This window comes from Telmatobacter sp. DSM 110680, from assembly GCF_039994875.1.
Lineage (GTDB): Bacteria > Acidobacteriota > Terriglobia > Terriglobales > Acidobacteriaceae > Telmatobacter.
Genome location: NZ_CP121196.1, coordinates 3358362 through 3378773 on the forward strand (window position 1 = coordinate 3358362; position 20412 = coordinate 3378773).

Here is a 20412-nt window from a genome sequence, read left to right on the forward strand (position 1 = left end):
GCAGGCTTCCCGGCGCATCGTAAGTGGGTATGGGGAACGGGGTTATCCAATTCGGTTCGGGCGCAAATGGAACTGACGAGGGCAGGAAGACAGACCCCGCCGGACGAGTGGACCCCGGCGAAAACAGCGACGTCCCACACAGCGATTCTGACTCATCTGCATCAAAATCGTCCAACGGTGGCGAATCAAACATTCCGTCGCATGAAAAAGGTTGGCTGATGGGACTTCCAGTCCATAAGACCGCTCGAAGAATCCTGATTGTGGATGACGAGACAGCCATTGCCGACACCTTGTCACTCATTTTTCAATTGCAGCGCTACGATGTGCGCGTCGCATACACTGCCGAAAGAGCGATCGAGATGATCGCCGAGTGGATTCCCGAACTGGCGGTGTTGGATGTGATGTTGCCGGCGATGAATGGCATCGACCTGGCGCTCGTGATCAAGGCCAACCATCCTAAGTGTCATGTAATTCTGTTCTCCGGGCATGCAAATACGGGAATGCTCTTAGAAGAGGCCGGACGAAAAGGGCATCAGTTTGAAATTCTGGCGAAACCGGTGCAACCCGAACTGATGCTGGAACGTGCCTCGACCCTTCTCTCCGGACCGGATGAATCGAACTACAACTAAATCAGACGCTCAAAGTCCCCCCGCATCTTGAAGTCAATTGCTCCCGGAGAATCACCGTGACTCAGTTTTCGTGAGCAGCTACACACCTTCAAACAAGTCTTTTTCTTGGGCGGGAAGCTAAATGTCTTCGTGCCTGCCAAGACGCGCGCGATAGACGCAAAGCAACTTGAATTTCGCGTGACGGCATCAACAGTTGCACGAACGATAGATTGGATTGCAATTTGAGGAGTATAGAAATTATGAATTCGCACCGATTCTTGACGGCAGTGTGCAGCATTGCAAGCGCCGCACTGTTTTTCGGAGGCGCCGCCATTGCCCAGAACACTACAAGTCCGAGCAAGTCGGACAGGAAATTTGTACAGGAGGCACTCCAGGGTGGAAATGCCGAGGTGCAACTGGGACAATTGGCCGCGCAGAAGGCAACTAGCGAGGACGTGAAGCAGTTTGGGCAGAAGATGGTAGACGATCACACCAAGCTCGGAGATCAGATGAAGGAGGTTGCCCGGAAGGAAGGGATCTCCATTCCTGGCGGGGTCGCTGCAAAAGACAAGGAACTTGAGTCCAAGCTGGGATCGCTCTCAGGGGAGTCGTTCGACAATGCCTACATTAGGGCTATGTTGAAGGATCACCAGCACGATCTATCGGCGTTTAAAAAAGAAGCAAACTCCGGAAATGACACCAGTATCAAGGATGCGGCAAGCCAGGGAGAGCAGGTAATTAGCGAACATCTCAAGATGGTTGAGGAAATTGCGAAGACGCACAACGTCCAGCGGGACTCAATGAATCCCGACGTGCAGCCAGGTCACCGCGAATCTCAGCACTAAATCTCGGAAGCCACAAACATCGCTTAAGGGACGACGGTTGAAGGGAGCGTGCGCCAAGTGTGCTCCCTTTTTCTTTTTGAATACTCCGTCTCAGCGCTTTGCGTCGCGAATCGCCGCTGCGGCCAGGCGCTGCTTCAATCCATCCATCTCGGCCCACGGATCACGGGAGAGCCGCTTCTTCCACGAATTGAAGTCGGTCACATGGAAGGTTGGACGGGACTTGTCGTTGAGTTCCTTCCAATCGAGCGGAAGAGCGACCGGAGCACCGGAGCGGGCGCGCGTCGAATAGGGCGCGATGGCTGTTGATCCTCTATCGTTGCGAAGGTAGTCGAGATAGATGCGGTCCTTCCGAATCGACTTGTTCATCTTCGTCACATAGAGTCGTGGATTCTTGCGTTCGATTCCAAGAACAATGTTGTGCGCGAATTCCTTGATTGCGGGCCATTCGTTTTCAGGCCGAATGGGCGTTGCGACGTGTAGACCTTTACCGCCCGTCGTCTTCAGGAAACTTTGCAGGCCAAGCTCTTCGAGGCGGGAGCGAAATTCTTTTGCAGCCTCTCCGAGGACCTTCCAGTCGATGGATTCGTCGGGATCCAGATCGAAGATGATCCGGTCAGGCTTCTCAAGGCTGTCGTTTTTTGATCCCCAGGGATGGATTTCGAGCACGCCCATCTGCGCCATGCCAATGAGGCCTTCGACAGAGTTCAGCGTCAGGTACTGTTCTGTCGATGCGTTCTTCTTATTGGGGACGGGGACGCTTCCGATACCCCCGGCAAGCCCCATGCCCACGTGCTTCTGGAAGAAGCAAGGTTTGCCGGCCCCATCGGGGCAGCGCAGAATGCTGAGGGGACGATCAGCAATATGAGGCAGCATGTGATCGGCCACCGCAAGGTAGTAGTTGGCCAGCATCAGCTTTGTCATCCCCGATTCGGGATCGAGAATCTTTGTCGGATGAGTGATGGGAAGATCGGTTTTCACGGCACTCTTCGCGTTAACCGATGCCCCGTGCGCGCTTGAGGCGGGTGACGCTGGCGCCGACTTTGACGCGGATTTGTTTTCCGCTTTTCCTTTGGCGGCGTCGGAGCTTTGCAGCGGCTCAGCCTTTTCCCGGACGACTTCCTTGGCGGGCTTGTCTTCACGAAGACCCTTGAACGCCGCCTGGCGAACCAGGTTGTCGCGAGTCCAGTTAGAAAAGGAAATCTGCGCGACCATCTCAGGTTTTACCCAATGCACTCCTCGCGAGATGCCTGTCGGCAGATCAGCAAAGGAGCTTTTGGATTGCACCAGCTTACTGAGTTGCTTGTGCAACATCTGTTGAGTCTTTTGCGTGAAACCCGTGCCGGACCGCCCGGCATAGAGCAATTTGCCGTTCTCGTAATATCCGATGATCAATGCGCCTATACCCGTACTGCCATTCGATGGGTCAGTGAAGCCGCCAATAACAAATTCCTGTTCTTGAAAGCATTTCGACTTAATCCACGAGTTGCCACGTGTCGACGAATAGGGCGCGGATGCAACCTTGGAGACGATTCCTTCAGCACCTAGATTGCACGCTTCTTCGAAAACCTTTTTTCCGTCAACCGCAAAGTGTTCGCTGATGCGAATGGGTGCGTCGTCGTCGAGTCGGGACAGAAGCTTGGCGAGAAGCTCCTTGCGCTTGAGCAGGGGCAGATCGCGCAGGTTGTGGCCGTTGAGATGGAGCAGGTCAAAGGCGAAGTAGGTAAGATTCATCTTTGCGCCCTCCTGAAACGCCGCCTGCAGATCCGCAAAACTGGTCGAGCCTTTTTGATCCAGTACCACGGTTTCGCCGTCGAGGATAGCGCTGTCGCAGGGGAGCTGTTCGGCTGCCTTGGCAAGGGTCGGCATACGATGCGTCCAGTCAAGGCCCTTGCGGGTCAGCAGCGAAACGTGTTTCGACTTTAAGCCAGTACCGGGCCGAATTTGAATCTGAATTCTGTATCCATCAAGCTTGAGTTCGTGAACCCAGCCCTCACCGCTCGGCGGTGCGGTAGATGCCTTGGCTAACTGGGGACTAATGAAGGCCGGAAATTTTTCCTTCGGTGCGGAGTTGAGTGCGGTCGCAAATGAAGGCTTGGACTTCGCCACCTTTCGGGAGCCGTTTCCCGCTGCGATTCGAGACACCGCCGGTTTCGTCGCTTCTGGTTGCTGATCGGCGGGACGATTGCTGTGCCACACGCGGTCGCTGTCTTCGCCGATCTGTTCTATAGTGCGCTTGCTGATGGCGCTGTCGGGCAGCCGTTCGGTAATCGATGGCTGATCTTCAGTCCGTGCGTACTCATCTCGATCTTTGATGAGCAGCCAGTTCGGCTTGCCGGGGCGCGCGTCATGGGTGTGCATGCGCACAAGCGCCCAGCGGCCGTGCATCTTCTGACCCTTAAGCTCGAATTTGAGATGACCGTCGGCCAGTCCGCGATCTACGTCGGTGTAACCCTCGACAGGCTTCCACTCGCCGAAATCCCACAGCATTACGGATCCACCGCCGTACTGACCTTTGGGAATCGTGCCTTCAAAATTTCCGTATTCGATGGGATGATCTTCTACCTGCACCGCGAGACGTTTGTCGGCAGGAAGGTCGCTCGGTCCTTTGGCGACTGCCCAACTCTTCAGAACGCCGTTCCAGGCAAGGCGAAAATCGTAGTGCAGATGCGAAGCTGCATGTTTCTGAACGACAAAGGGCAACGCGCCGCCCTGCGCGGCGGCCTTAATTGCGCCTCTGTTTCCGCGGGGCTCGGCGGTGACATTGAAGTCCCGCATCTCCCGGTAGCGTTTGAGCTGGTCTTCCAGCACGCTGGCCGGATCGTTCTTGGGGGCGTTCTTTCGAGACGCGGTCTTTGCCATGGTCATGCGGCCTTACGCGAGCGTTTGCGAGACTTGACCAGTGTAGGGCCATTCTTCCCTGAGCGGGAAGTAGAGGGCTTGCGATTTTTTGATTCGTGGCCGGACCCGCTGACGCTCTGCTTCAGCGCGTCCATGAGACTGATGACCTTGGCGCGCGGCTTGGATTCTTCGACCGGAAGAGGCGATTTGGTACGCTTGGCCTCGATGAGTTCGCGCAACGCCGCTTCGTAGTCGTCCTTGAAATCTTGAAGGTGAAAGGCCGCCGACTGAGCACGAATGAGGTCGTTCGCAAGCGCGAGCTGCTTTTTATCTACGGCGTGTTCTGGGATGCTGCCGAAATAATCCTTGGAAGCGCGTAACTCCTCGGCATAGCGCAGCGTATAGGCCATCAAACCGCGGGAGTTCTTCTCGGTCGCAGGCGCAATGGCGATCAAGTGCTCGCGCCCGCCGAATGCAACTTCCCCGATGGCGATTTTATTGGCCTCGAGCATGGCGGTTCTTACGACGGCGAAGGCCTCGATAGATCCCCCTTTGGGATCGGGTACGACAAAGTAGGGCTTTTCAAAAAGGTAAGGAGGGATTTCACTGGCGTCGACAAATTGCGCGACGTCGATCGATCTCTGCGTTTCAAGCCGGAGCTTTTTAACCTCATCCGGCTCGACGACTACATATTTTCCCTTGCTATATTCGTATCCCTTGACGATTTCAGAGTTTTCGACGGGCTTGTCCCCGTCAATCACATTTAAATGGTGGACGCGCTGGAGGGTCTTGCGATCGATTTGGTGAAAGGAGATTTCGGATGTGGAACTGGTGGCAGGGAACAGCTGAATGCCGAAAGAAACAAGCGAAATGCGAAGTTGCCCAGACCAGAATGGACGGCCAGCCATAGTGCCTCCCGGGAGAGCATACGGGAGTGCCCCGCTTCTCTCAGTCCCAGGTCGTTCGATGTTGCAGTTATGGGGCAAGTTGTCCTGAAATAGGCATCCCTGGTCGCGGCCCTGAATGGCCAGGTCAGGCAGCGCGCGCCAGGACATGACGCATCTGAAAGTCGCATGATTCGCAAACTAAAATCCGGAGAATTTCGCTTGTATTCACGCAAGAAGGACACTTCAACCGGCAAGCGTAAAAACCTTGGCACCTTCTCGTCGCTAGAGAAGGCCAAGCAGCACGAGCGGGAGATTCAGTATTTCAAGAAGCATTGATTGCAGCTTCGGACAAAACTTGAAAGCAAACTGGTCCGACGCGTCCGCATCCTAACCCCAACGCGGAGCGAAACAAGGAACCAGAGATTAGCGACCCGGGGTACGCGATGGCAGGATCAGCGAAGAAGTGGGTCAGCAAAGTGAAGACAGTCTCGACCTACCCACCCGAAGGGCTCTTCACCAAGGATGCGGAGACGATAGCACGCCAGTTGGCATCGAAGAAGGTTTCGCCGAAGGGGCCGGGATCAGGAATGAGAATGCTGACCTACTTCATCAATCGAGCGGGCAAGGGACTGAGTAAGTCCCGCTTGTCTGAACTGGAGAAAGCGAAAAGGCTGCTTTCGAAGCGCGTAAAGGCAGCGCGTGAAAAGAAAGCAAAGTCGGCGTCGGCTTGAGCGTTGGGGCTGCAGATCCATGGAAATTTAAACGTGGAGGATTGGTTGAAATGAGCGGGCAAAAAGAGGTGCATCTGACCCGAGGTATTGTGGCGGGCATCGTAGGTGGCCTGGTCGCCTCGTGGGTAATGAATGAGTTCATGGAAAATCTCGGACCGCAACTGCAGAAGGCTGTAGAGAAAGGCGAGACGGCCGCCAAAACTCAGCAGCCGCAGGCAGGCGACAAGCCAGATGACGCCACCATGAAGACAGCCGACGCCGTCGTCTCGACCCTCACGGGCGGCAGGCATCTCTCCCATGAAGAGAAAGAGAAAGGGGGTCCCATAGTGCACTATGCATTTGGGGCGCTCATGGGCGCAGTGTATGGTGCAATCGCGGAGGAGATGCCTGCGGCGACCACCGGCTTCGGCACTGCGTTTGGTGCCGCGTTGTTTACGGGAGCGGATTTGGTAGCCGTGCCTGCGCTGAATCTTTCCCAGTCATCGGGCGATGAGCCGGTTTCGTCTCTGGCTACTCCATTTGCGGCGCACCTTGTGTATGGCGCAGCCACAGAGGCGGTGCGTCGGCTGGTTCGCGCACTGCTGTAATCATGGGTGGTGTTGAAGCGGAGTTGAGGCGCAATGCTTTACCATGCGCTTGTACGTGTCGAACGAATCCCCATCCACGACTTCATCTGTTCTGACTGGCTCAGTGCTGGTGCTGATCCAGTTTGACGTGTGTGAGGAACTTCGTCTCGACCGACTTCATAATGTGAGAGAACGCACGGTTCAGCAACAACCACGGATGAAGCACGGCGCGCCCGCGTACGTAAAGTATGAACGCCCACCGGTAGTTGAACCGCTTGAAGCGTTGCAACTTGACAGCGGAGAGAGACTCGAAGGCGAGATCAAGTATTACGACTACGGCGTAGTCAGCGTGGTGTTTCATCTTCCGTTCTCCGGCGATTGGGACAACCTCGCCCACCTCGCAAGTCGCTGGGTCTGGGACGTTGATTTCGCGTCGCGCGCCGAACCCCTGGTCAAGGCTCGACTCGACCAATGCGCGGAAGCTATGGTCCGTCCGTATTCGCGCTGGCTCAGCGAGGACTACTTCATCTTCCATATAAGCGAAGTGCCCGGTTCGCCGTCGGCTGCCGACCTGATCCGGGATCACGGCTTCGAGATTGCTCAGGTGGTGCGTGGAGACCGATTGCGACTTTCGCCGGGAGAGCGCACCGAAGTTTTGAATTCGCAAATCTCCTATTACGCCGATGATGTGACGGTAATTGGTTGGAATGCGGCTTTCCTTTACGACAGCAGGATCGGTGCGGAAACCGCGATACAACTCCTTGAGTACGCAAATTCTCAATTGCTCGAATTTCGCCATTACGACGAATTGCTAAGCGATATCCTTGGTCGGGCCTATGCGCTCCTGGAGCAAAAGACGGGATTCTTTGCACGATGGCGCCTAGCCAAGTCCGCGCGAAATCTTCACACCACGCTTCTCGATGTCGATGAACTGACCGAGCGTGCCGATAACGCGATCAAGTTTCTGAGCGATATGTTTGCCGCACGTCTGTACAGGTTGGCCGCAGCCAAGGTTGGCGTTCCGGACTACAAAGAATTGGTGTCGCGCAAAGTGAAGACAGCGGAAGAGCTCTACCAATACATGGTGGATCAGTTCAACCAAAGTCGGGCGTTCTTTTTGGAATTCACGGTTGTTCTCATCCTGCTGATCGAGCTGTTCTATTTGTTCCGGGGTAAGCCTCTTTAGGTTGCCGTCGACGCATTGAGCGATTTCCCACTATGAGCTTGTTGATCTTTACCGTGCTGCTCTTCCTTGGTTCACTGCTTGCGGGCCTCCTGGGTGCGCTTACAGGACTTGGTGGTGGCGTAGTGCTGGTGCCGCTGCTCACCCTTGGCTTCCATGTGGACATTCGCTATGCAATCGGAGTATCGCTGATCTCAGTGATCGCGACTTCCTCAGGCGCTGCGGCTGCCTATGTGCGCGAGGGCTATTCAAGTGTGCGCATCGGAATGTTCCTCGAAGTCGCAACAACTGCCGGTGCGATTCTGGGAGCATTTCTAGCGACCGTAGTTCATACTCAGGTGCTGGCAATCATATTTGGACTAGTCCTGATCTACTCTGCATTTCTATCGTGGCAACAGGCTCGCAATCCTGTGCCCGAGCTAAAGAAAGGCAGTCCGTGGTCGGATAAGTTGAGGCTATCGGGCGATTATCCGGCAGCGGACGGATCGCGATGCAAGTACGAGGTCGAAAATATTCCGGGTGGCTTCGGCTTGATGTTTGTGGCGGGTACGCTCTCTGGATTGCTCGGCATCGGCTCTGGCGCAGTAAAAGTGCTGGCCATGGATCGCATCATGAAGGTGCCGTTCAAAGTATCGACGACAACCAGCAACTTCATGATTGGTGTTACCGCAGCCGCCAGCGCGGGCATCTATCTTCATCGCGGATTGATCACGCCTGGCCTCGCGTTTCCAGTGATGCTGGGTGTGCTTTGCGGCTCACTCATCGGCGCGCGCTACCTGGTCCGTGCGCATGTGTCTGTGTTACGCAGTGTATTTACGATCGTCATCCTTGCGCTTGGCCTGGAGATGATCATCAACGGGGTGACGAAATGGTTTTAAGAGCAAACCCAGCGGAACCTGGTCACGGAGAGCAATTCGACGACCGGATGATGGAAACCATCATGGGTCGTCTTCTGCAGGTGGGCGTGCTGCTGGCCTCGTTTGTAATGTTGATCGGCGGCCTTTTCTACGTCAAAGCCCATCACGGATCAATTCCAGATTACCGTGTCTTCAACAGCGAGCCGCAGGCGCTTCGCCACGTTGACGGGGTAATCAATGGGGTGGCGGCTGGCGATCCGGCGGCCATTATTCAACTCGCGGTATTACTGCTGATCGCAACGCCTGTGGCTCGGGTGGTGTTTGCACTGATCGCATTTGGAATTGAGCGCGACAAGCTGTATGTCGGTGTCAGCGCTATCGTGCTGGCGGTGCTCTTGTTCGGTTTCCTCCGATCCCAATAAGCGCTCATCCGCCGAATTCCCGTTCACAGTTTGGCGGAGGAGGGGTTAGCGCTCCTCAATTTTCACTAAACTTCAAGTCTCAGAAAAATCTAGCCTTCAGCGCGCATCCAAGCAGAAGAGTAGGACTCTTACGTGTAGGGAGGGAGCCATGCGGCGTTTTGAGGGAAAAGTCGCAATTGTTACGGGCGCCGGGTCGGGCATTGGGCAGGGAATCGCCAAACGGCTCGGATGCGAAGGCGCGAAGGTGATCGTAGACTATGTGGGCAGCCCCGACGGCGCAAAAGAAACTGAAGATGCAATTGAGAAATCAGGCGGTGAGGGAAAGATTGTCCAGGCGGACATCACACGCATTAATGACGTGGAATGCCTGGTAGACACCGCCTGGAGCCAATTCGGTTCCGCAGACATCCTCGTCAACAACGCCGGAATGGAGAAGAAGTCGGACTTCTGGGATACCCCGGAGTCAGAGTACGACCAGGTGATGGCGGTTAATCTGCGAGGTCCGTTTTTCTTGACGCAGTCGTTTGTGCGCCGTCTGCGCGACGCTAAAAAAACCGGACGCATCATCAATATAAGTTCGGTCCACGAGGATATGGCGTTTCCAGGTTTTGCTTCCTATTGCACCAGTAAAGGTGGCCTTCGCATGCTGATGCGCGACTTGGCCGTTGAACTGGGACCGCTCGGAATCACAATCAACAACGTAGCGCCCGGTGCAATTGCCACGCCGATCAACAAATCCCTGCTCGAAGACAAGCCGAAGCTGGATGCACTCCTCAAGAACATCCCGCTTGGCCGGCTCGGCACTCCGGAAGATGTTGCTGGGCTGGTAGCATTTCTGGCGTCAGATGACGCGTCTTACGTCACAGGCTCAACGTTTGTTATCGACGGCGGTCTTATGCGCAACTACCGTGAGCAATAGCCCGATATGGCCGCGAAGATTGAAGATTATGCGTTGATAGGCGACTGCCAGACTGCCGCATTGGTCGATAGAAACGGCTCGATCGATTGGCTCTGCTGGCCGACTTTTTCCTCCGAGGCATGTTTTGCAAAACTGTTGGGCACAGATGACAACGGATATTGGCAGATTGCGCCGTGTGAAGGCGAGTGGAAGTCGAGCAGGAAATATCGTGAACACACCCTGATTGTGGAGACGATGTTTGAATGCGCCGCCGGTGCAGTTCGCCTTACGGATTTTATGCCTGTGCGCGGCAAAAACTCTGACGTCGTTCGCATCGTCGAGGGCATTCGCGGGAAAGTGCGGATACAGATGCAGCTTTGCCTGCGCTTCGACTACGGGCGAACAGTGCCGTGGGTAACGCGCGTAGATGATGGTGTTCGTGCGATTGCAGGCCCGAACCTGGCTATCCTTCGGAGTTCGGTTGAGACGCATGGCGAAAATTTGAAGACGCTGGCGGAGTTTGACGTTACCGCAGGGAAGCGGGAATCGTTCGTTCTGACCTATGGACCGTCTCATGAGCCAGATCCCGCGTCAATTGATTATGAGCAGGCGCTCAAAGATACAGACAACTTCTGGCAGGAGTGGACCGGAAGGCTCTCCTACGAAGGGAAGTATCGCGAGATCGTGGAGAGATCGCTAATCACACTGAAGGCGATGACCTATATGCCGACAGGCGGCGTGGTCGCGTCAGTAACTACTTCGTTGCCCGAGTGTATTGGCGGTGTTCGGAACTGGGACTATCGCTATTGCTGGCTGCGAGACACGACCTTCACGCTGCTTGCGCTTTCGAATGCAGGATATTACGACGAGGCTGCAGCGTGGCAGGATTGGCTGCTCCGGGCGCTTGCGGGAAGTCCCGATCAGGTGCAAATCATGTACGGACTGCGCGGTGAGCGGCAACTTCAGGAATGGGTCGTCGACTGGCTGCCGGGATACGAAGGTTCAAAGCCTGTGCGCATAGGCAACGCCGCATCGATGCAGGTGCAGCTGGATATCTACGGAGAAATGCTCGACTCGTTCTTCCACGCGCAACACAAGATGGGAAGGCACACCGAGGATGATTTCCGAGTCCTAGTTCTGTTGCTCAAGCATCTCGAAACAATCTGGCATGAACCAGACGAGGGGATCTGGGAAACACGCGGCGGCCCACAGCAATTTACTTATTCAAAACTGATGGCGTGGGTGGCCTTCGATCGTGCGGTCCTGCTGGCAAAGAATATGAACTATAAGGCCCCGTCGGACAGATGGACTCAAATCAAAGATGCACTCCATCAGCAGATTTGCAAACGCGGATTCAACGCGCAGAAAAACAGCTTTGTGCAGGCGTACGGATCGGAGGAACTGGATGCTTCCTTGCTTTTGATGCCGCTGGTTGGTTTTCTGCCCGGGACTGATCCCCGCGTGCAAAGCACCGTTGAGGCGATTCGGCGCGAACTGATGCCGGATGGATTGGTGCTGCGATACGACACCTCGCGAACGCAGGACGGTCTTCCACCCGGCGAAGGAGTCTTTCTAGCGTGTAGCTTTTGGATGGTCAGCAGTCTAAAAGCAGTGGGACGCGAAGACGAAGCAATCAAGTTGTTCGAACATCTGCTGACGCTGACCAACGATTTGGGCCTGCTCTCAGAGGAGTACGACATCCATGGACAGCGCTCGGTAGGCAATTTTCCGCAAGCCTTTTCGCATATCGCGCTGGTCAATGCAGCCTTCGATCTGGAAGACGGCGAGGGCGTGCGTGAGCGCGCTCACAGGCAGGGGCAGGCTTGAAAAGTCCGTTGGGCCCAATTTCGGTAAACTTACCGGCGCTCGCCGGTTCCATTTTAGATGCGGCTTCGAGTCCGACGCGTACTCATGCTCTTCGCTGGTTAATCAATCTTGGAGGGGTCGGAGTCTTCGCCCTGGCTGTGGTCGACTCTTCGGTGATTCCGATACCGCTGCCGGGAAGCACAGACCTCGTGCTGTTACTGCTGGCTGCTTTTCGATCGCAGTCAATTGCGTCGCCAATCATATTTGCGTCGTGCGCGTTTGCAGGATCGGTGATCGGCGGATATACGACATGGGCGGCCGGGAAAAAGGGCGGAGAGGCGGCGCTCGATCGATTAGGAAAGGGCCGCTTTGTGCGCCGCGTTCAAGGCTGGGTCAAGCGGAATGGCATGCTCTCGGTGGCCTTGGCATCGCTGCTGCCGCCGCCAGTCCCGCTTATGCCGTTTCTATTAGCGGCGGGAGCGCTAGGGCTTTCGCGCGGGCGATATCTGATTTCCTACTGCATAGCGCGCGCAGTGCGCTATGGCGCGGTGGCGTGGCTCGGCTACAAGTACGGGCGGCAGGTAATTAATTTCTGGCAAGAAGATCTGAAGGGTTGGAGCACGCCGATTCTCGTCGCCTATATTTCGCTTCTGGTGCTAGGAGCACTGTACGGAATCTGGAATTATCGGCGCGGAAACAAAAAAGGAAAATAGATAACTGCGTGGTATGGAATGCCGACGAATCGGCATTCCATATTCGGTTCTTCCGCACTATGCTCGTGCATGCCTGAGCGTGGGCGCTGTCGGCTGCTTCGTGGCCAGGTATGCGTCAACGGCCGCAGCAGCTTTGCGGCCTTCAGAAATGGCCCAAACCACGAGGGATTGTCCGCGGCGCATATCCCCGGCAGCGAAGATGCCGTCGACGGAGGTCATGTACTCGGCGTTCGCCGCAACGTTACCCCGCTGGTCGACCGCAACTCCAAGTTGTTCGATCATGCCACCCTTTACAGGCCCGAGGAAGCCCATCGCCAGGAGAACGAGATCGACATCGAGGGTGAACTCGGAGCCTGCGATTGCTTCAAACTTCGGTGGAGGTCCCACGCGCACAGCATGAAGCTGTTTGACGTTGCCATGCTCGTCGCCTGTGAACTTCACGCTGTTAATGCTCCAATCCCGGATGCCGCCTTCTTCGTGCGCGCTTTCAGTGCGTAGTTGAAGAGGCCAGAGTGGCCACGGAGTTGAAGCGGCGCGGCTGTCCGGCGGTTTGGGCATGATCTCAAACTGATGCACGCTTTTCGCACCCTGGCGATGGCTGGTGCCAAGGCAGTCGGCGCCCGTGTCGCCGCCGCCGATAATGAGCACGCGCTTGCCTTCGGCACTGATGGCAATTTTGGGATCGACCGTGTCGCCCTCGCATCGCCGATTCTGTTGCGGCAGAAATTCCATCGCGTAATGGACGCCCTTGAGTTCACGGCCGGGTATCTTGAGGTCGCGAGGATGCTCAGCGCCGCCGGCAAGAAGGATCGCATCATAGTGCCCGGTGAGTGCGTCGACTGGAACATTGCCGCCAACGTGCGCATTTGTCAGGAACGTGACACCCTCGGCGCGCATCTGTTTGAGGCGGCGATCAAGGATGTGCTTTTCAAGCTTGAAATTCGGAATGCCGTAGCGCAGGAGGCCGCCGATGCGGTCGTTCTTTTCGTAAACCGTGACGGAATGGCCCGCGCGGCGAAGTTGTTGTGCAGCTGCTAGGCCTGCCGGACCGCTGCCGACGACGGCGACACGCTTGCCAGTGTTGTGCTCTGGCGGTTCAGGCTGAATCCAGCCTTCATCCCATGCGCGCTCAACGATGCTCTTCTCGATGAGTTTGATAGAGACAGGTGGCTGATCGATTCCGAGCACACAAGCGGCTTCGCAAGGCGCGGGGCAGATGCGGCCAGTGAATTCAGGAAAGTTGTTGGTAGCGTGGAGACGTCGAATCGCGCTTTGCCAGCGTCCGTTGTAGGCGAGGTCGTTCCAGTCGGGGATGAGGTTATTGACCGGGCAGCCAGTGTGGCAGAAGGGAACTCCACAATCCATGCAGCGGGCGCTTTGATCGCGCTGCTTTTCTTCAGGAAACGGCTGGTAGATTTCAAACCAGTCCCGCACACGTTCTTCGACGTTGCGCCGCGCGGCCTGCTCGCGTTCGATTTCGAGGAAACCTGTGACCTTACCCATGCTGCACCTCGGCTGCTGCTGCCTCGACCTGAGGCACTGCTGTAGTTGGCGGACAGTAAATGGTATCGACGCGTTCGACGCCGAGAACCCGTTTGTATTCGTGCGGAAAGACCTTGATGAACTTGGGCTGTGCATCGGTCCAGTGCTCGAGAATCCATGCGGCTCGAGGGCTGCCTGTGTAATCACGGTGGCGCTCGAGAAGAGCGCGAACCTCCGCGACATCAGCATCAGTTTCAAGTGGCTCTAGATCCACGCTGGACTTGTTGCAGCGGCGCGTTGAGAAGTCGCCCTGGTCGTCAAACACAAAAGCCCGGCCGCCGCTCATGCCTGCGGCAAAGTTGCGGCCCGTAGTTCCGAGAACAACGACTGTGCCGTTTGTCATGTATTCGCATCCGTGATCGCCGACGCCTTCAACCACCGCGGTGGCGCCGGAATTACGAACTGCAAAGCGCTCGCCGGCGATGCCGTTGAGGAAGACTTCACCGCTGGTGGCGCCGTAAAGCACGACGTTGCCGACGAGGATGCTTTCTTCGGGAAGGAAGAACGAAGTCTTGGGTGGGTAAGCAATGATGCGGCCGCCGGATAGGCCCTTGCCGAGATAGTCGTTGCTGTCGCCTTCGAGTTCGAGCGTGACGCCTGAAGGAATGAATGCGCCAAAACTCTGACCGGCGGAGCCTTCGAATTTGAAGTGAATGGTGTTGTCAGGAAGTCCGACAGATCCGTAACGGCGGGCAATCTCGCCGCCCAGCATTCCGCCGACGGTGCGATGAACGTTGCGAATAGCGAAGCTGCCAGTCACCGCAGTTTTCGATTCGAGAGCGGGCGCGGCCTTAGTGATCAGCGCGTGATCGAGGGCCTGATCCAGACCGTGATCCTGCGCCTGCATCTTGCGGCGCGCAACGCGAGATGGAATCGTGGGTGCGTAGAGGATAGACGAAAGATCGACGCCCTTGGCTTTCCAATGTGCGTCGGCCAATGAGGCCTCGATCTTGTCCACGCGGCCAATCATCTCGTCCATGGTGCGGAAGCCGAGTTTGGCCATGTGTTCGCGAATTTGCTCAGCGATAAAAAAGAAGAAATTAACGACATGCTCGGGCTGACCGGTAAAGCGCGCGCGCAGCACCGGGTCCTGCGTCGCAATGCCGACTGAGCAAGTGTTCAGGTGGCACTTGCGCATCATGATGCAACCCATGGTGATGAGCGGCGTAGTAGCAAAACCGAATTCCTCCGCACCGAGCAGAGCCGCAATAACCACGTCGCGGCCAGTTTGCAATTTGCCATCGGTCTGCACCTTGATGCGGCTCCGCAGATCGTTGAGTAGCAACACCTGCTGCGTTTCGGCCAGGCCGAGTTCCCAGGGCAGGCCTGCATGCTTAATGGAACTGAGTGGCGATGCGCCCGTCCCACCGTTGTCGCCGGAAATGAGCACAACGTCTGCATGCGCTTTGGAAACGCCGGCGGCGACGGTGCCGACACCGACCTCCGATACAAGCTTTACGGCGATGCGGGCTTTTGGATTGACGTTCTTGAGGTCATAAATCAGCTGCGCAAGATCTTCGATGGAGTAGATGTCGTGATGCGGCGGCGGCGAGATCAAGCCCACGCCGGGGATCGAGTGACGTGTTCTCGCGATGACGTCGTCGACCTTGTGACCTGGGAGCTGACCACCTTCGCCAGGCTTTGCGCCCTGTGCCATCTTGATCTGCAGTTCGTCGGCGTTAACCAGGTAGTTGGTGGTGACGCCGAAGCGTCCGCTGGCCACCTGCTTCACGGCACTGCGGCGCGAGTCGCCATTAGCGTCAGGCTTGAAACGCGCTTCGTCTTCGCCGCCTTCACCGGTGTTCGACATTCCGCCGAGGCGATTCATCGCGATTGCAAGTGTCTCGTGCGCTTCGGCACTGATGGAGCCGAAGCTCATGGCGCCCGTGGTGAAACGCTTGACGATCTCCTTGGCCGGTTCCACTTCCTCGATCGGTATGGGAGTTTCGGCATACTTGAGCTTCAGCAGGCCGCGCAGAGTACAAAGTGTACGATTCTGCTGATCAAGAAGGTCGGTGTACTCCTGGAATGTGCTGGCGCTGTTGGCGCGAACCGCATGTTGCAGTTTGCTGATGGTAGCCGGGTTTAGCAGGTGATACTCGCCGCCCTCCCGGTATTGATAATGACCGCCGACTACGAGTTCGGTTTCGGAATCTGTAAGCGGCTGGAAGGCGTAGGAGTGCTTCATCTGCGCTTCGCGGGCGAGCACATCGAGGCCAACACCTTCGATGCGCGACGCGGTTCGAGGGAAGTAGGTCTGAATGAGATTGTCGTTCAGACCGATTGCTTCAAAGACCTGCGCGCCACGATAGCTTTGCAGCGTGCTGATGCCCATCTTCGAGAAGGTTTTCAGCAAGCCCTTGTTGATTGCCTTGATGAAGTTCTTTTCGGCGTGATTTGCGGAGACGTTGTGCGGCAGAAGACCGCGACGCTTGAGATCGTGCAGCGTCTCGATAGCGAGGTACGGATTGATAGCGCTCGCGCCATACCCGATGAGCAATGCAAAATGCATGACCTCGCGTGGCTCGCCGCTCTCGATGATAAGAGCAACCTGGGTACGGGTCTTTTCCTTTACCAGGCGATTATGGACGGCGGCCATTGCAAGAAGACTTGGAATGGGAGCATATGTCGGATCGACGCCGCGGTCCGAGATGATGAGCAGCGTGTATCCAGAATCGACGGCGTGCGCAGCGCGGGCGCTCAGGTCGTCAAGCGAGTGACGCAATCCAACTTCGCCATCCGCAGCGCGGAAGAGGGCAGGCAGCGTTGTGGCAAGCAGATCGCCGGAAGAGACGCGGCGCAGCTTTTCCAAGTCTCGGTTAGACAGAATCGGATGCGGCAGCTTCAGAGTGTGGCAGTTCTCCGGCGTCTCGTCGAGGATGTTGCGCTCGGTGCCGATGTAACTGATGAGCGACATTACAAGTTCTTCGCGGATCGGGTCGATGGGCGGATTCGTGACCTGCGCAAAGAGCTGCTTGAAGTAGTTGAACAGTGGCTGCGGACGATCGGAGAGGCAAGCCAGAGGCGTGTCGGTTCCCATGGATCCAACGGGCTCCTCGCCGCGCGCACCCATGGGGCCCAGTACGATCCGCAAATCTTCTTCGCTATACCCGTACGCGCGCTGGCGCCGCAGCAGCGTTTCAGGATTTGAAGCGATAACGCGCGATGGCTCGGGAAGGGAATCGAGCGAGACTTGCTGCTCTTTGAGCCAGTCGGCGTATGGTTGCCGCGCGGCCAGGCTCTTCTTGATTTCAGTATCAGAGATGATGCGCTTTTGCACCGTGTCGACAAGGAACATGCGACCGGGCTGCAGCCGGCCTTTCTTGCGAATGTCTTCAGCTGGCACGTCCAGGACGCCGGCTTCCGAGGCCAGAACCACAAGATCATCCTTGGTGACGATGTAGCGGCCCGGCCGCAGGCCATTGCGGTCGAGGGTTGCCCCGACGATGCGCCCATCGGTGAAGGCGATTGCTGCTGGCCCATCCCACGGCTCCATCAAGGAAGCGTGGTACTCGTAGAAGGCGCGCTTATCTTCGTCCATATCGGGATTGCCAGCCCAGGCTTCGGGGATGAGCATGGCCATCACATGCGGAAGGGACCGTCCGGATTGGAAGAGAAATTCAACGGCGTTATCGAGTGCGCAGGAATCGCTGCCATCGGGCGTGATCACGGGGAAGAGCTCTTTGATCTTGTCGCCGTGCAGTGGACTGTCAAGGACCGACTGGCGAGCGTTCATCCAGCTAATATTGCCGCGGACCGTATTGATTTCGCCGTTGTGTGCGACATAGCGATATGGGTGCGCAAGTTTCCAGCTCGGAAAGGTATTCGTAGAGAAACGCTGGTGAACGAGGCAAAGCGCGCTTGTAACGAGTGGATTGGCCAACTCGAAGTAGAACTTCTCAATCTGCGGCGCCAGCATGAGGCCCTTGTAGATGATGGTGCGACAGGAAAAGGACGGGATATAGAAATCGTCCTTACCTTCGATATCCGAACCCGCCATTTCGTTTTCAGTGCGGCGACGGACAAGATATAGGGCGCGCTCGAAGGCTTCCTCGTCCATTCCGTCAGGCCGTGCAACGAAGAACTGTTCGATATAAGGCTGAGAAGCGCGGGCTTCGCGGCCGATGGCATCACCGTTCACTGGCGTGTCGCGCCAGCCGAGCACCTTGAGGCCTTCGGCAGCCGCAATGCGCTCGAATACTCCCTCGCACTGCAGGCGGCTGTGTTTGTCGACCGGCAGAAAAACCATGGCAACGCCGTAAGCGCCCGGGCCGGGAAGCTGAATCCCAAGTTCGCCGCACTCGCGCGCAAAAAAGACATGAGGGATCTGGATCAGAATGCCGGCGCCATCGCCCGTCTCCGGATCACACCCTGCGGCTCCCCGATGGGTGAGCTTGATGAGCACCTCAAGACCCTTGCGAATGATGTCGTGGCTTTTCTCGCCCTTGATGCTGGCCACCAGGCCCATACCGCACGCATCATGTTCATTACGTGAGTGGTAGAGACCCTGGGGCTGTGGGATACGGTTACGCTGATCCGATATCTGCATGGCTTCCTTCCGCTGGATAAGGTCGGTCTGCAAGTTCAGTTGTCAGGAACGGCAAAGACACAATGAGCGTGGCGAGTCCCAGAGGAATTCGCCGGGATAAATCGACCATCGGCCTGTCGTGGCAGGCCCGTGCACACAGGGATAGTGCTGAACTTATAACTATATCTGAATTTCGGCTTCGTTACTCCCGAATTACGGCATGGGCCGGTTTGAGCGAGATTTTCCACAGCGGCCACAACGCATTAAGGAGCCTTCTAATCTGGATCTTCACAATTTCGGGCAGCCGAAAAAAAGACGAAGTTTGAGACCTCATTGATCACAACTAAATCTCTGCGGCGAAAACAGAGAGATTGGGTGCGAAGTCGAACCCTTCGTCGCGAGGTCCGCAAGAATTTCACCCACCACGCTAGCAAACTTGAACCCGTGCCCCGAAAATCCGCACGCCACTGTGCACGATGAAAATCGCGGATGCAACCCAATCACAAAATGCTCGTCCGGGGACATCGTGTACATGCAAGTCTTCGCGCGTACGACCTCGCCATCAAGTGCCGGCATCCGAACCCTCAACTGCTCGACGATTCTCCTCACATCGGCTTGATGAACTTCGCGGTCCACACTTTCCGGCGAACATTGCCAATCGCTGCCATGGATCGCTGCCTTGATCCCGCCCGCAGGCCCATCGATCGCCGGGAATCCGTACCCCGGAAAGCCGCCATCCAAATCTTCGCAGAGAAACACCGGAAAGCTTTCCGGCAAAAACGGCCTCACTCCGGTCGTCGGCTGAATCCAGGCCATCACCTGCCGTGTCACCCGCAACGGGAAGATCTCGTGCAGCGCCTGGTTCGCCCAAGGCCCAGCAGTGATCAATAAATGTTCCGCGCTGTACGTGCCCTTGCTGGTGCGTACTTCTACCCCATCTCCCTCTGCATTCCACGACAGAACCGTCTCCTCAAACAGAAGCTCCGCGCCCGCGTGCGATGCAAGTGCAAGATGCGCACGGATGCATTCCTCGGGAAGAAGATAACCGGCGTTTGTCTCGTGGACCGCCGCATCGCCAGTCAGCGGAGCAACAACAGGGAAGCGCCTGCTGATCGCGCTCCCTTCCACAACCTCAAATGGAATTGCGTGCTGTTCTGCGGCCGCGATGGTGCGCCTCACCAATTCACCGTCACGCGAACCAATGTTCAATCCGCCAGTGATATGCAGCAGACGCTTGCCCGAATCTCGCTCCAGCTTTCGCCACAACTCGTAAGCGCGCAGCACCAGCGGAATGTAATGCGGACTTTCAAAGTAAGCCTGCCGGATCATCCGCGATCCGCCATGCGATGACCCCTGATCGTGTGCCGCCGAGAACTGCTCGATGCCCAGAACGCGCTTCCCGCGCTCCGCAAGATGTAGCGCAGCCGCGCTTCCCATCGCGCCTAGGCCAAGAACGATAACGTCACGAGACATTGCAGTTCAATCCTTTAATTCTCGTTCTAGTATCCGTTTTGTGCTTGCGATCATAGCCTATCTGCGTCAGGGAATCTTATGAATTGTCCGCACTCAACGATCAACCCACCTCCATAAATATCTCCCCTTGACATCCGACAAGAGACGCGTCATTCTGTTGTCGAACGTCGAGGGGAACATGGCGCCATCCACTGACTTATTACAGGGAACGCTCGACATGCTTATCTTGAAGACGCTTGCCCCGGGACAGGAACATGGCTGGGCGATCGCGCAGAAAATTCAGCTCATGTCGAACAACGTTTTGCAGATCGGTCAGGGATCTCTGTATCCCGCTCTGCACCGCCTGGAATATAGAGGTTGGATTCGCGCAACCTGGGGCGCCTCTGAGAACAATCGCCGTGCGCGATTCTACACGCTCACAACCGCGGGGCGCAGGCAGCTCGACGCTGAATTGGAGAACTGGGATCGGCTCACAGGCGCCGTCAATCTCGTGCTGCAGGGCGCATAGCCCATTA

At 56.5% G+C, this 20412-nt stretch carries 17 protein-coding genes; 12 read left to right on the top strand and 5 right to left on the bottom strand.

The window, feature by feature from the left end:
- Positions 1 to 29 precede the first annotated feature (29 nt).
- Complete coding sequence (locus P8935_RS13870) at positions 30 to 629, top strand: response regulator (RefSeq protein WP_348260892.1); 600 nt, start codon at positions 30 to 32, stop codon at positions 627 to 629.
- A gap of 239 nt (positions 630 to 868) precedes the next feature.
- Complete coding sequence (locus P8935_RS13875) at positions 869 to 1453, top strand: DUF4142 domain-containing protein (protein WP_348260893.1); 585 nt, start codon at positions 869 to 871, stop codon at positions 1451 to 1453.
- Between the two features lie 90 nt (positions 1454 to 1543).
- Here P8935_RS13875 and ligD read toward each other — a convergent pair whose 3' ends face one another.
- Entirely contained in the window at positions 1544 to 4312 is a 2769-nt protein-coding gene (gene ligD, locus P8935_RS13880; protein WP_348260894.1) for a DNA ligase D, read from the bottom strand.
- A gap of 2 nt (positions 4313 to 4314) precedes the next feature.
- Positions 4315 to 5346 (bottom strand): Ku protein, encoded by a 1032-nt coding sequence (locus tag P8935_RS13885; protein ID WP_348260895.1) that lies wholly within the window; start codon positions 5344 to 5346, stop codon positions 4315 to 4317.
- An 18-nt stretch (positions 5347 to 5364) separates the two neighbouring features.
- On the opposite strand from P8935_RS13885, the gene P8935_RS13890 reads away from it, so the two are divergent.
- The 9 genes from P8935_RS13890 to P8935_RS13930 all read left to right on the top strand — a co-directional run bounded on the left by P8935_RS13890 (position 5365) and on the right by P8935_RS13930 (position 12354).
- Positions 5365 to 5514 (top strand): hypothetical protein, encoded by a 150-nt coding sequence (locus P8935_RS13890; protein WP_348260896.1) that lies wholly within the window; start codon positions 5365 to 5367, stop codon positions 5512 to 5514.
- Positions 5515 to 5621: 107 nt separating this feature from the next.
- Positions 5622 to 5909 carry a DUF3175 domain-containing protein gene (locus tag P8935_RS13895; RefSeq protein WP_348260897.1) on the top strand — a complete coding sequence of 96 codons (288 nt, stop codon included), beginning with the start codon at positions 5622 to 5624 and terminating at the stop codon, positions 5907 to 5909.
- Between the two features lie 50 nt (positions 5910 to 5959).
- Positions 5960 to 6496, top strand: coding sequence for a DUF1440 domain-containing protein (locus P8935_RS13900; RefSeq protein ID WP_348260898.1), 537 nt, complete (start codon positions 5960 to 5962; stop codon positions 6494 to 6496).
- 43 nt (positions 6497 to 6539) lie between these two features.
- Positions 6540 to 7661, top strand: a complete 1122-nt coding sequence (locus P8935_RS13905) for a hypothetical protein (RefSeq protein ID WP_348260899.1) — start codon at positions 6540 to 6542, stop codon at positions 7659 to 7661.
- Between the two features lie 32 nt (positions 7662 to 7693).
- The gene (locus P8935_RS13910) at positions 7694 to 8536 is read left to right on the top strand and encodes a sulfite exporter TauE/SafE family protein (RefSeq protein ID WP_348260900.1); all 843 of its coding nucleotides are present in this window, start codon (positions 7694 to 7696) and stop codon (positions 8534 to 8536) included.
- Between the two features lie 62 nt (positions 8537 to 8598).
- A complete protein-coding gene (locus P8935_RS13915; RefSeq protein ID WP_348260901.1) occupies positions 8599 to 8937 on the top strand; it encodes a DUF1634 domain-containing protein in 339 nt (112 codons plus the stop codon).
- Between the two features lie 148 nt (positions 8938 to 9085).
- Complete coding sequence (locus P8935_RS13920; protein ID WP_348260902.1) at positions 9086 to 9856, top strand: glucose 1-dehydrogenase; 771 nt, start codon at positions 9086 to 9088, stop codon at positions 9854 to 9856.
- 6 nt (positions 9857 to 9862) lie between these two features.
- Entirely contained in the window at positions 9863 to 11662 is a 1800-nt protein-coding gene (locus tag P8935_RS13925; protein WP_348260903.1) for a glycoside hydrolase family 15 protein, read from the top strand.
- Between the two features lie 137 nt (positions 11663 to 11799).
- The gene (locus P8935_RS13930) at positions 11800 to 12354 is read left to right on the top strand and encodes a VTT domain-containing protein (RefSeq protein ID WP_348260904.1); all 555 of its coding nucleotides are present in this window, start codon (positions 11800 to 11802) and stop codon (positions 12352 to 12354) included.
- Between the two features lie 57 nt (positions 12355 to 12411).
- Here the strand turns inward: P8935_RS13930 and P8935_RS13935 are convergent, their stop codons facing one another.
- From P8935_RS13935 to solA, 3 genes are all read right to left on the bottom strand, one after another.
- On the bottom strand, positions 12412 to 13857 hold the full coding sequence (locus tag P8935_RS13935) for a glutamate synthase subunit beta (protein ID WP_348260905.1): 1446 nt from the start codon (positions 13855 to 13857) through the stop codon (positions 12412 to 12414).
- Positions 13850 to 18445, bottom strand: a complete 4596-nt coding sequence (gene gltB, locus P8935_RS13940; RefSeq protein ID WP_348260906.1) for a glutamate synthase large subunit — start codon at positions 18443 to 18445, stop codon at positions 13850 to 13852. Before gltB ends, P8935_RS13935 begins: the two co-directional genes overlap by 8 nt.
- 309 nt (positions 18446 to 18754) lie before the next feature.
- A complete protein-coding gene (gene solA, locus P8935_RS13945) occupies positions 18755 to 19897 on the bottom strand; it encodes an N-methyl-L-tryptophan oxidase (RefSeq protein WP_348260907.1) in 1143 nt (380 codons plus the stop codon).
- A gap of 178 nt (positions 19898 to 20075) precedes the next feature.
- Here solA and P8935_RS13950 point away from each other — a divergent pair, with 178 nt between their 5' ends.
- The gene (locus tag P8935_RS13950; protein ID WP_348260908.1) at positions 20076 to 20405 is read left to right on the top strand and encodes a PadR family transcriptional regulator; all 330 of its coding nucleotides are present in this window, start codon (positions 20076 to 20078) and stop codon (positions 20403 to 20405) included.
- Positions 20406 to 20412: the final 7 nt, after the last annotated feature.

Excerpts from the sequence above, each read along its gene's own strand:
- P8935_RS13870 (WP_348260892.1), top strand. The coding sequence starts at position 30 with ATGGGGAACGGGGTTATCCAATTCGGTTCGGGCGCAAATGGAACTGAC.
- P8935_RS13875 (WP_348260893.1), top strand. The coding sequence starts at position 869 with ATGAATTCGCACCGATTCTTGACGGCAGTGTGCAGCATTGCAAGCGCC.
- ligD (WP_348260894.1), bottom strand. The coding sequence starts at position 4,312 with ATGGCAAAGACCGCGTCTCGAAAGAACGCCCCCAAGAACGATCCGGCC.
- P8935_RS13885 (WP_348260895.1), bottom strand. The coding sequence starts at position 5,346 with ATGTCCTGGCGCGCGCTGCCTGACCTGGCCATTCAGGGCCGCGACCAG.
- P8935_RS13890 (WP_348260896.1), top strand. The coding sequence starts at position 5,365 with ATGATTCGCAAACTAAAATCCGGAGAATTTCGCTTGTATTCACGCAAG.
- P8935_RS13895 (WP_348260897.1), top strand. The coding sequence starts at position 5,622 with ATGGCAGGATCAGCGAAGAAGTGGGTCAGCAAAGTGAAGACAGTCTCG.
- P8935_RS13900 (WP_348260898.1), top strand. The coding sequence starts at position 5,960 with ATGAGCGGGCAAAAAGAGGTGCATCTGACCCGAGGTATTGTGGCGGGC.
- P8935_RS13905 (WP_348260899.1), top strand. The coding sequence starts at position 6,540 with ATGCGCTTGTACGTGTCGAACGAATCCCCATCCACGACTTCATCTGTT.
- P8935_RS13910 (WP_348260900.1), top strand. The coding sequence starts at position 7,694 with ATGAGCTTGTTGATCTTTACCGTGCTGCTCTTCCTTGGTTCACTGCTT.
- P8935_RS13915 (WP_348260901.1), top strand. The coding sequence starts at position 8,599 with ATGGGTCGTCTTCTGCAGGTGGGCGTGCTGCTGGCCTCGTTTGTAATG.
- P8935_RS13920 (WP_348260902.1), top strand. The coding sequence starts at position 9,086 with ATGCGGCGTTTTGAGGGAAAAGTCGCAATTGTTACGGGCGCCGGGTCG.
- P8935_RS13925 (WP_348260903.1), top strand. The coding sequence starts at position 9,863 with ATGGCCGCGAAGATTGAAGATTATGCGTTGATAGGCGACTGCCAGACT.
- P8935_RS13935 (WP_348260905.1), bottom strand. The coding sequence starts at position 13,857 with ATGGGTAAGGTCACAGGTTTCCTCGAAATCGAACGCGAGCAGGCCGCG.
- gltB (WP_348260906.1), bottom strand. The coding sequence starts at position 18,445 with ATGCAGATATCGGATCAGCGTAACCGTATCCCACAGCCCCAGGGTCTC.
- solA (WP_348260907.1), bottom strand. The coding sequence starts at position 19,897 with ATGTCTCGTGACGTTATCGTTCTTGGCCTAGGCGCGATGGGAAGCGCG.
- P8935_RS13950 (WP_348260908.1), top strand. The coding sequence starts at position 20,076 with ATGGCGCCATCCACTGACTTATTACAGGGAACGCTCGACATGCTTATC.